Origin of the sequence: Microvirga soli (genome assembly GCF_016734765.1) — a bacterium.
Classification (GTDB): Bacteria; Pseudomonadota; Alphaproteobacteria; order Rhizobiales; family Beijerinckiaceae; genus Microvirga; species Microvirga soli.
Map to the genome: position 1 here is coordinate 1 of NZ_JAERQE010000092.1, position 9,843 is coordinate 9,843.

The following is a 9,843-nucleotide window of genomic DNA, read 5'->3' on the forward strand; positions in this document are numbered from 1 at the left end:
AGGCGAGATACCACCGCACGCAGAGCAGGATCACCGAGCGATCAAAATGCCTGCCCTTGAACATGCCGCCCTCTTCCCTGACGCCGAGGTGGCTATAGCTGAAACTCTGAAACAAATTCTTGCGACACATCCCTGTCTGGACCCTGGAACTCGACATCCGGCCTGCGGTCGAAAAATTTTGATCCAGATCGAAGAAATTGACAGGCTGCTGAGGAAGTTAGTCGTAATGCGCCTTGAGGACAGCCTCGCCATGGATGAAGGATAGCAAGTTGCCAGCCGGGACGTGGGGTGGTTTTTCTACCGCTACGGCAAGTATTGCGTCCTTTTGACGTATGCTTTGGCGGAAGCGCTGAAATGGGGCTACACCCGCGTGTACTGTTGTGCCGTAGGGTACCCGGCCGATTGGATAGCGGCTGCCCCGTCGACAAAGGACCAACGCAGTAGCGGCCTGCCGCTGGCCTGCGCACGTTAAGACGAGCACTGATTTTCCTGCATTCTGCGGAGAACAAGCATCAAGACAATGCGGCCGGCCAGAGGAGTTCCCCCGTTTCGGATCCGCAGGTCTTCTCTTGAACTTACGTCATCCCTGATCGCCGTAGTTAAGATCAGGCTCTCTCATTCGGACTGAATGCGGGCCGCCTTACTTCTCTCATCACGAAGCCCCTCATGTCATATGTTGGCGTCACCACAAAGTGCGATGATCCTCCCAATCTTTGCATCAGCGATTTCGGCAAGGACACTGTCGGGTGAAGTCGCCCGAACGCAACGCGCCAGCGCGCTCAACTCCGCCAGAACGCCTATGAACCATGTGGCGGACTTCTCGGAGAGAGTGGCAACGGCTCGCCACTCCATGTCCTTGAGCCTGGCCCATAGGTGGTCGGCGGTACTGCGATGATTGTGGATCCAGTCTGGACAGGCGAGCGGTGCTTCGTTGGACTTGGATGGGCAATGACGGCCGAGCATCCTCATGCATGAATCGTGGGTAGCGCAAGAGCTCTGCCGGGGACGATGATCAGGCGACAGTCTGGTTGAGCCGACAGAGCAGGAGCGGACGTTGACCTACTGCGCCGGCCTGGAGGTCTCATAGAAGGAGACCCTCAGCAGTGCAGTGATGCCCTCTTCTTGACGCCGGAAGGGTAGGTGCCGATATGGCCAATGGCTTTTGACTGAACGCTTCAGGGCAAGAGTGGGAAATGTTGAGACCTGTTCGAGGTCGGAAGAGCTCTCGCGAGAAAATTCTCGACGCGGCTGCGGAGCTTGTGAGCGAAATCGGTTCGGGGCGGCTGACACTGGAAACCGTCGCCGAAAGGGCTGGTCTCAGCAAGGGCGGTCTGCTCTACAACTTTCACACCAAGGAAGCGCTGCTTCAGGCCATGGTCCAGCGCCTTGTCGACGAGGTCGCGGCGGAGCGGGAGACGCTCCGAGTTCAAGCTGAGCCCGGGCGCAACCTGGAAGCGCGCCTGTGCACGGCAGCGCTGCTCAAGCTACGCAGAGGCAGAATGAGGGAGGTCGCCAGTGGTTTGCTGGCCGCGTCGGCCGAGAACCCGCACCTGCTCAAACCTGTGCGCGAGGTCATCAAGGCCACCCTGGAGAACCTGAAGGTCACGTCGGACGATCTGGACGCGGCGCTGGTGGGCTGGCTGGCCATTGAGGGTCTGAATAGCCTGGAAATGCACGACCTCAGCCCCTTCTCGGAGGATGAGCACGAGCGGATCGTCCAGGCAGTCAACCGGCTGTTACGTAACGGAGTCGCCGAATAGAACCCATGCGCGACACAACTGGGGCCAGCGCAAGATCTGATGGGGTAGAGGTGATGTCACGGTAACTTTCGGTCAGCAGCTTGTGGCCTAACAGATGCGGCATGACCAACCCCGTCAGCTACAAGCGCCATCGTTTCCCGCCTCAGATCATCGCCCATGCTGTTGGTTGTACTTCCGGTTTCCTCTGAGCCTGCGGTTTGTCGAGGAGATGTTGCTCGGGCGCGGCATCGTTGTGTCATACGAAACCATCCGCCGGTGGGGCAGGAAGTTCGGACCGGCTGATGCCCGGCGCCTCCGCCGCAAGCAGCCAAGTCCTCATGACGTCTGGCATCTGGATGAAGTGGTCATCAGCGTCGCTGGTAAGAAGCACTGGCTCTGGCGGGCTGTCGACCAGGATGGATACGTGCTCGACGAGATCGTTCAGAGCCGCCGCAACACCAAGGCGGCCAAGCGCCTGCTGACCCGGCTGATGAAGAAGCAAGGCTTGGTGCCCAAGCGCATCATCACCGACAAGCTGCCCTCGTACGCAGCTGCCAGGCGCAAAGTCATGCCAGGTGTTGAGCACCGGTCTCACAAGGGCCTCAACAACAGAGCTGAGAGTTCGCATATCCCGCTGCGAAAGTGGGAGAGCCTTAATGCAGGGCTTCTGGTCTGCAGGAGGTCTGCAGCGGTTCACCTCGGTCTTTTCTACCGTCAGGAACTTGTTCGTTCCGCCCCGCTCGCACCCGTCTGCCCTCGCCACTCACCTTCACCGTCTCCAGGCTATGGCGGCATGGGAAGCGTCGGCGGGCGTACTCGCGTGAAACCAGTCATGCAAGCCTTCTTGCGGCCTCTTCAGGTTACCGTAACATCACCCTTAATTACTTGAGTTTGCGGGATTTATCAGAGGATGGGGCTGGCTAGGGATGTTCTGGAAGACCAACTCTCCTGAAATGCCGGCCCGGAGAGCCGATGGAATAAACCTTGATCCTGATCCGTTATTATTATCGAAGGCCTCGTAACCCTTGCCTTCGCCCAACTTCAAGCCCCTTTAGGCATTCTCGCGTCAGGGGCTTTTTTCTTGCGCCGAGCTGAAACAAGGCTGGGCCGGATGAGTTGAGGTCGTGAAGGAAGTCATCCTTCTGATGCTTGGAAACCTCTTGAGATACAGGCCTCTTCGCCCCTTGGCCGTTGCGGGTGAGGAGGCCTTTCCTTTGCCCATATCGTCGATCTTACTGGAATGGCTCACAACGCCCGAGGCTGTAAATCTTTCCCAGACCTGTCGAGATATATGTCACTTGGTGATGACACTGCGGATCGGCCTCCCATCTCGCAATGGCACCCTCCGTGACAAAGATATCTAGTCCGAGCCTTGCAACGAAGTGGAAGCCCGGTCTTCGTGTACGATCAACGTCATCCCAAGAGATCTGCATCTTGGTCGTCCGCTGATCCGATAATGCTGACATAACAAAAAGGATCCCACGCCGGAGGCCGGGGGCAGCAGGTCTAGAGGGAGTGACGATGCAGCAGGTCGCCTAGGGTGCAAGGCTTGGCAATCGGCCTCATTAGCGCGGTTGTCGTGGCGAATTTGCGCTCGGCGGAAAGTTATCGTCAGTATTCACGAGTGCGCCGGTGCCCATTTCGCAGCCGATTTTACGCAATAGCCGCGACAGGCTTCCATAAGCACGCGGGAACACTTCCCGAATACGCCAGACCGCGTTCCAAACCGACAATTATGCGAAATCGCGCAGCTCTAAATGATCGCCCCGCGTGAAGAGGGCTTGGCTGTCGCTCGGCCTGCAGAACGCAAGGCGGCATCGATACAACGCGGCCAGTGCAGTCGCGACGGCGCGGCGGTTCTCGGAAGTCCGCTCATAGAGAAAAGCCCGCTCGACCTCGATCGTCGAAAGCAGCAATGTTTCTCCTAGCGCTAAGGTGGCTAATTTGGCTTGCAGGTCTGTCGCATTCATGAGGCATGATCATCGCTAGTTCCCCGCCTGTCAAAATGACAATTCTGCGAAGTTCGCGCCTGAACTGCCTTAGGTCTTAAATCAGAAATTCCGCTTGGGCATCCTGCGCGGATAGATCCCGCTCGGTCTTACCTCTGAAACAGGGCGGATGTGATCAATCACCCCAAGATACGCCACGAGAGCCACAAGCACAGACCCGATGGCAATAACCAACAACGACAGGCTATCCATAGCACGCCCCTAAACCATGCCGCCTGAGACCTTTAAGATTGTTGTCTCTTAGGCGGCGCTCATCAACGCATCTGAGGAGTTACCTCGCCTGTGTTAGGCGCTCGGTGGTTTATCTGGATGCTGGAAGACCTGTCACTGACAGATAGTGGCCCCAGCAGACCCGATCAAATGTGTTGATGGCTTTGAAATTGACTACTTCTGCAATGACTGAACCGTGGCCTTAGACCTTGGCAGTAATGTGGCAATCGCCCGATATTCGACGGAGATAGAAGAGCTAAAATCCTCCTATCTCATGAGCAAAGCTAGACAAAGTAAGAAAGTTGTCAGGAACCTGCATCCCGCCGAGGGACGCGGGTGAGAGATACCGGATCATAGGACCATTCAGGGCTTCTCCTCAGTATCCTCACGAGCCGCTTGAGCGCGTCTGGCTCGGAGCCGCCCTCGTGGTCCTCAGTAGGCTTGTGCCTAATCTTTTGGATCATTGCTTTGATGTGCTTGGCAAGCTGATCGTCCATGTGTGTCATGAGACACCCTCCAGGGACCATCTAGGCTCCTCAGCAATCTTGGCTGGAATATGCCTCACTTGAGGTCTTTTGCGGCACGCAGCGGGATTGTCTTAGAAGTGTCGGATAGCCAACAGACAATATAGGTTTGGCTGTGTAGGTGAAGAATACCGACCCTTAAGTTTGCCCATACGGGTCGGACCTTAGAGCATTCTCTTGAGGCCAAGGGGCGCTTTCTTTTTGCCTGAACTGATCCGTCAGTTGGTCTGAAACTATACCTAATGGAGATTGGCTGTAGGGCATTTGAACCTAAGTTTAGGGTTATCATGCCGCGCTACAATCTGTTTCTCTACAACCAACGCAAGCGGGCCAGGTATCCTGAAACCCTAGACCTTCCCGATCTTGATGCTGCTCAGCGCGTTGCTCGTAGAGTGGCGAACATCTTTATGGACGTGGTCCCGTACTGGAGTGACCTGTCTCCCGATCAGCAGGGTCGTTACGTGGTCGAGATTATAGACGAGGCGGGTGGACTTCTTCTGACCGTGTCATTCAAGGACACGGAGGAAGGGAAAGCTAATCAATCAGAGGTCAAGCCCGAACCATGAAAGAAGCCCCACCAGATTGCTCAACTGATGGGGCTGGAAAGTCTCAGGAGGAATAGCCTCAGCCTAGCAGATGCTTTGGCTAGGTCCGTGCGGTGGAACACCGGAGCCGTCGAACCCATCTAATGTAGGTCCGTACGGTCAGGGCTATCATCTTTTGGCCGAGGGTCACACATGTGATCGAGAAGATCACGACGGAGACGTTTCAGATCACGCTGCAATTGCTCCAGCCGAGCGATCAACTCACCATCAGTCATTTGCGCTGAGGCCCGACCCTTCGTCTGTTGTAGTTGATCGTGCATGATAGTCTTCAACTCCGTGAGCAGGGTTTGTCCCATGCCAGGAACCTTTAGCCACTGTTTGGCAGTGAGGCTGAACACTTCTTGAAGCGTTGGGCACCGTCCTTGAAACTGCACTACAATTGCGTTCCTCAACCTTTGAGAACAGCACTCAATTGGAAACGGATCATCTGGGAGCATCGGAGCCGCTGTGGCTGTGTGAATGAGTAAACTAGCGTAGGTGCGCCTCCTAGCCTTACTAGGACCAGCATCCTTATGACCTAGGCCTTGATCCAAGTGGGGGCATTGGCCGGACCGAGGTACGGCGGAAGAGGATTGCAAAGCCTAAAGGAGAAGCCCCACCAGGGGCATCGTCAACTTAAACAGGTAAAGACCGCTTTCTGGTGATTTCAGGGATTCCTTGGCGGGTCTAAGCTATTGAAAACGCGTGGTCGGTTCCAGGCCGAAACACCGGAAAGAGCAAGTAATAGCGTTAAGTTGACGATGCCCCTAGCACCGACCCCACGGTGGATCTGCCAGGTTAACGGAACCGCACTATTCAGGAGGGGCACATGGGTCACTACGGGTCCTCGCCTGATAGCGTTACGAGCGCGCATCGTCCCACGGATATGGGCAATGCCCTTGCCCGAGTCATGCTCGTCCGCACCCGGTGGCAAGCCAGCCTGCGCCACATTCGGCCTGGGTAGCCCCGCATCTGCGCTTAATGGGGACCGGCAGGACGAGGCGCGCCTGTAGATCCAACCGCAGTTGGTTCGTCGCGACGGCGGCCTGCCCCCAACGCATGGCTTCGGCGTGTCTCTTGACTTGGATCAATGCAGATCACATATTTCAGAAAATTCTGAAATTACAGGACGTTCCGTGAACCTCCCTTCCCTCGTCCAGACCTTCGTGCTCCACTTCGGCGAAATGGGCTCCCGCTGGGGCATCAACCGCACCGTCGGGCAGATCTACGCCCTGCTCTACCTCTCGAAGGAGCCGCTGAACGCCGAGGACATCGTCGAGCGGCTTGGCGTCTCCCGCTCCAACGTGAGCATGGGTCTTAAGGAGTTGCAGGCCTGGAACCTCGTCCGGCTCCAGCACAGGCCGGGCGACCGGCGCGACTACTTCGGTACTCCCGATGACATCTGGCTGATCGTTCGCACGCTCGTGGAGGAGCGCAAGAAGCGCGAGATCGATCCGACCATGACGCTCCTGCGCGAGGTGCTCATGCAGGAGCCTGCCAGCGCCGAGGAGCGCCATGCCCAGGAGCGCATGCGCGAGATGCACGACCTCTTCGAGCTTCTCACAGGCTGGTACGCCGACGTGCAGCGGCTCGACACCGAGCGCCTCGTCCAGCTCCTGACGCTGGGCTCGAAGGTGCAGAAGATCCTAGAGATGAAGGACCGTCTCTTCGTCGTGCCGGGCTCGAAGAAGAACCGCCGCGACGATCCCAAGGACAAGTAATATGTTCGATCAGTTCGACGCCCTGCTGCTGGCGCGCTTTCAGTTCGCGTTCACGGTCTCCTTCCACTTCATCTTCCCGTCGTTTTCCATCGGGCTAGCGAGCTATCTCGCCGTGCTCGAAGGGCTGTGGCTGTGGACCGGGCGCGAGGTCTACCTCAACCTGTTCAAGTACTGGCTCAAGATCTTCGCCCTCGTCTTTGCCATGGGCGTGGTCTCGGGCATCGTCATGTCCTACCAGTTCGGCACCAACTGGGCCGTGTTCTCCGACAAGGCCGGGCCGGTCATCGGGCCACTGATGGCCTATGAGGTCATGACCGCCTTCTTCCTGGAGGCAGGGTTCCTCGGCATCATGCTGTTCGGCATGGGGCGGGTTGGCCGAAAGCTGCACTTCGCCGCCACCCTTGCGGTCGCCGTCGGCACCTTCATCTCGGCCTTCTGGATCCTGTCCGCCAACTCGTGGATGCAGACCCCGGTCGGCTACGGCATCAACGAAGCCGGGCAGTTCGTGCCACAGGACTGGTGGGCGATCATCTTCAACCCTTCCTTCCCCTATCGCCTCGTTCACACGGTCTTTGCCGCCTATCTCACAACCGCGCTGGTCGTGGGTGGCGTCGGTGCCTGGCATCTGCTGCGCGAGCGCACCAACAAGGGCGCCCGGGTGATGTTCTCCATGGCCATGGGCATGGTGGCCGTCGTGGCCCCACTCCAGATCCTGGCCGGGGACATGCATGGCCTCAACACGCTTGAGCACCAACCCGCCAAGGTCATGGCCATGGAAGGGCACTTTGAGAGCCACCCGGACGGCGCACCCCTGATCCTGTTCGGCATCCCCGACCAAGAGGCCGGCACAGTGCGCAACGCCATCGCGATCCCGAAGGCTTCATCCCTCATCCTCAAGCATGACATGAATGCGCCCCTGAGCGGGCTCGATACGGTCGACCGCGCAAACTGGCCCTACGTGCCGGTGGTGTTCTGGTCCTTCCGCATCATGGTCGGTCTGGGTTTCGCGATGCTGGCCCTCGGGGTATTCAGCCTCCTCGCCCGGTGGCGCGACAAGCTCTACGACTGGCGCCCGCTGCACTGGCTCGCGCTGTCGATGGGCCCGGCAGGATTTGTCGCCGTGATCGCCGGCTGGGTCACCACCGAGGTCGGCCGGCAGCCGTTCACCGTCTACGGCCTGCTCAGGACGGCGGTTTCGGCTTCTCCGCTCGAAGCTCCGGCGGTGGCCGCATCGCTCCTGACCTTCATCGTTGTCTACTTCATCGTGTTCGGCGCGGGCACCGGCTACATCCTCAAGCTCATGGGCAAGGCCCCGCATCCGGGCGAGACCGGGCCTGAGGCCGGGCGCGAGCCGATCCGCACCGCCGGGATCACCCCGGCCCCTGCTGTCAACCCGGCCCGCACCCTCGGCGCGGAGGTGTAACCTATGCCAGCTCTCTTTGATCTCCCCACCCTCTGGGCCTTCATCATCGCCTTCGCGGTCTTCGCTTACGTGGTGATGGACGGCTTCGATCTCGGCATCGGAATCCTGTTCCCGTTCTTTGCCCCGGGGCCGGAGCGCGACAGCGCCATGAACTCGGTCGCCCCGGTCTGGGACGGTAACGAGACCTGGCTGGTGCTGGGGGGCGGCGGCCTAATGGCGGCCTTCCCGCTGGCCTACGCGATCATCCTGCCGGCTCTCTACGCACCGATCATCGCCATGGTACTGGCGCTGATCTTTCGCGGCGTGGCCTTCGAGTTCCGCTGGCGCGACCCCGGCCACCGTCGCTACTGGGACTTTGCCTTCACGACAGGCTCCGTCGTCGCCGCCCTCGCCCAGGGCATCACGCTCGGTGCCCTGCTCCAAGGTATTGCGGTCGAGGGACGTTCCTATGCCGGCGGCTGGTGGGACTGGCTCACGCCCTTCAGCCTGCTGGTCGGCATCAGCCTCGTGGTTGGCTATGCGCTGCTCGGCGCAACCTGGCTGGTGATGAAGACAGAAGGCGCGGTCCAGAACCACAGCTTCCGACTTGCGGGCAAGCTTGCTCTCGGGCTGATTGCCTGCATCGGGCTGGTCAGCGCGGCGACGCCGTTCCTGAGCGGCGCATATTACGAGCGTTGGTTCGCTTGGCCGCAGGTGCTGTTCACCGCCCAGGTGCCGCTGCTGGTGGGCTTGTGCTCGGGAACGCTGCTGGTCAGCCTAGTGCGTCGCTGGGAGTACTGGCCCTTCCTGCTGACGCTCGCGCTGTTCGCTCTGTGTCTTCTCGGCCTCGGCGTCAGCATGTTCCCTTATGTGGTTCCGAACGCCGTCACCATCCACGAGGCCGCGGCGCCGAATGTGAGCCTTCAGTTCATGCTGGTCGGTGCGAGCGTGCTGATCCCAATCATCCTCGCCTACACCGGGTACTCGTACTGGGTGTTCCGCGGCAAGACGGGACACGAGGGCTATCACTGATGCAGAACCATACTGCACAGGGTTCTGCCCTGCGTCGCTGGCTGTGGTTCGTCGGCCTCTGGGCCGCCGGCGTCGGCACGACGGGAGCCGTAGGCCTCGTCATCAAGAGCTGGCTGACCTGACAATCGGAACAGCGGCCAAAGGTGCGGCATCACGATGCGCAGAAGCACACAAACGAAGGATCAAAGATGACCGCGATAGTTGGCGCAAAGGATGCCATCCTCAAGTGTGGCCTCGACTACTCCTTTGCCGATCCGGCTGACGGGCCTGCCTTCTTTGTCCTGATAATGATGGCCATTCCTGCAACGCCTTCGGGGTATGGGTCGAGTTGGCCTACGAGCCGTCCGCGTGGGTGCATCTGCTCACGACGCTGCCTTTCGTGCTGCTGAGCTACATTCCCCCGACCCGACCCTTCAAGGCCTTGCTGATCGCAAGCCAGTACTTCCACAAGGCCGAGGACGGCCGCCTCGCAATTCACCACCAGACCATGTCATAGGGTGGATTGCTGCTTGCGGAGGTGGGCTATCCCTGCCACAGCAGAGCCAAGTGTGGTCACGTCCGTCAATGAGTGTAAATTCGGGTGCGGTTTGAGGTGGCCATTGGTCAGCTCGCCTGTGGGGTG

At 59.1% G+C, this 9,843-nt stretch carries 9 protein-coding genes and 2 pseudogenes; 9 read left to right on the forward strand and 2 right to left on the reverse strand.

The window, feature by feature from the left end; all coding sequences use genetic code 11:
- From JKL45_RS28505 to JKL45_RS28515, 3 genes and pseudogenes are all read left to right on the forward strand, one after another.
- On the forward strand, positions 1-265 hold a 265-nt coding region (locus JKL45_RS28505; RefSeq protein ID WP_210345913.1), incomplete at its 5' end, for a thioredoxin domain-containing protein.
- Positions 266-1,193: 928 nt separating this feature from the next.
- Positions 1,194-1,760 (forward strand): TetR/AcrR family transcriptional regulator, encoded by a 567-nt coding sequence (locus JKL45_RS28510; protein WP_246499081.1) that lies wholly within the window; start codon positions 1,194-1,196, stop codon positions 1,758-1,760.
- Positions 1,761-1,861: 101 nt separating this feature from the next.
- A pseudogene (locus JKL45_RS28515) lies at positions 1,862-2,563 on the forward strand (IS6 family transposase).
- Positions 2,564-3,472: 909 nt separating this feature from the next.
- Here JKL45_RS28515 and JKL45_RS28520 read toward each other — a convergent pair.
- Together JKL45_RS28520 and JKL45_RS28525 are read right to left on the reverse strand one after the other, a co-directional pair.
- Complete coding sequence (locus JKL45_RS28520; RefSeq protein ID WP_201865158.1) at positions 3,473-3,709, reverse strand: hypothetical protein; 237 nt, start codon at positions 3,707-3,709, stop codon at positions 3,473-3,475.
- 554 nt (positions 3,710-4,263) lie between these two features.
- Positions 4,264-4,464 carry a hypothetical protein gene (locus tag JKL45_RS28525; RefSeq protein ID WP_201865159.1) on the reverse strand — a complete coding sequence of 67 codons (201 nt, stop codon included), beginning with the start codon at positions 4,462-4,464 and terminating at the stop codon, positions 4,264-4,266.
- Positions 4,465-4,769: 305 nt separating this feature from the next.
- Between JKL45_RS28525 and JKL45_RS28530 the strand changes: the two genes are divergently transcribed.
- The 6 genes and pseudogenes from JKL45_RS28530 (at position 4,770) to JKL45_RS28550 (ending at position 9,717) form a co-directional block, all read left to right on the forward strand.
- The gene (locus JKL45_RS28530) at positions 4,770-5,048 is read left to right on the forward strand and encodes a DUF6894 family protein (protein WP_201865160.1); all 279 of its coding nucleotides are present in this window, start codon (positions 4,770-4,772) and stop codon (positions 5,046-5,048) included.
- Between the two features lie 1,154 nt (positions 5,049-6,202).
- The gene (locus JKL45_RS28535) at positions 6,203-6,787 is read left to right on the forward strand and encodes a GbsR/MarR family transcriptional regulator (protein ID WP_201865161.1); all 585 of its coding nucleotides are present in this window, start codon (positions 6,203-6,205) and stop codon (positions 6,785-6,787) included.
- Between the two features lies 1 nt (position 6,788).
- Positions 6,789-8,210, forward strand: a complete 1,422-nt coding sequence (locus tag JKL45_RS28540; protein WP_201865162.1) for a cytochrome ubiquinol oxidase subunit I — start codon at positions 6,789-6,791, stop codon at positions 8,208-8,210.
- A gap of 3 nt (positions 8,211-8,213) precedes the next feature.
- Complete coding sequence (cydB, locus tag JKL45_RS28545; protein WP_201865163.1) at positions 8,214-9,221, forward strand: cytochrome d ubiquinol oxidase subunit II; 1,008 nt, start codon at positions 8,214-8,216, stop codon at positions 9,219-9,221.
- A complete protein-coding gene (locus tag JKL45_RS30605) occupies positions 9,221-9,343 on the forward strand; it encodes a hypothetical protein (protein ID WP_281401832.1) in 123 nt (40 codons plus the stop codon). The genes cydB and JKL45_RS30605 overlap by 1 nt, the downstream gene beginning before the upstream one ends.
- 66 nt (positions 9,344-9,409) lie before the next feature.
- Positions 9,410-9,717, forward strand: a pseudogene (locus JKL45_RS28550) (DUF983 domain-containing protein).
- Positions 9,718-9,843 lie beyond the last annotated feature (126 nt).

What these genes read in the sequence shown, in the direction of transcription:
- JKL45_RS28510 (WP_246499081.1), top strand. Translation starts at nt 1,194, where the DNA reads ATGTTGAGACCTGTTCGAGGTCGGAAGAGCTCTCGCGAGAAAATTCTC.
- JKL45_RS28520 (WP_201865158.1), bottom strand. Translation starts at nt 3,709, where the DNA reads ATGAATGCGACAGACCTGCAAGCCAAATTAGCCACCTTAGCGCTAGGA.
- JKL45_RS28525 (WP_201865159.1), bottom strand. Translation starts at nt 4,464, where the DNA reads ATGACACACATGGACGATCAGCTTGCCAAGCACATCAAAGCAATGATC.
- JKL45_RS28530 (WP_201865160.1), top strand. Translation starts at nt 4,770, where the DNA reads ATGCCGCGCTACAATCTGTTTCTCTACAACCAACGCAAGCGGGCCAGG.
- JKL45_RS28540 (WP_201865162.1), top strand. Translation starts at nt 6,789, where the DNA reads ATGTTCGATCAGTTCGACGCCCTGCTGCTGGCGCGCTTTCAGTTCGCG.
- cydB (WP_201865163.1), top strand. Translation starts at nt 8,214, where the DNA reads ATGCCAGCTCTCTTTGATCTCCCCACCCTCTGGGCCTTCATCATCGCC.
- JKL45_RS30605 (WP_281401832.1), top strand. Translation starts at nt 9,221, where the DNA reads ATGCAGAACCATACTGCACAGGGTTCTGCCCTGCGTCGCTGGCTGTGG.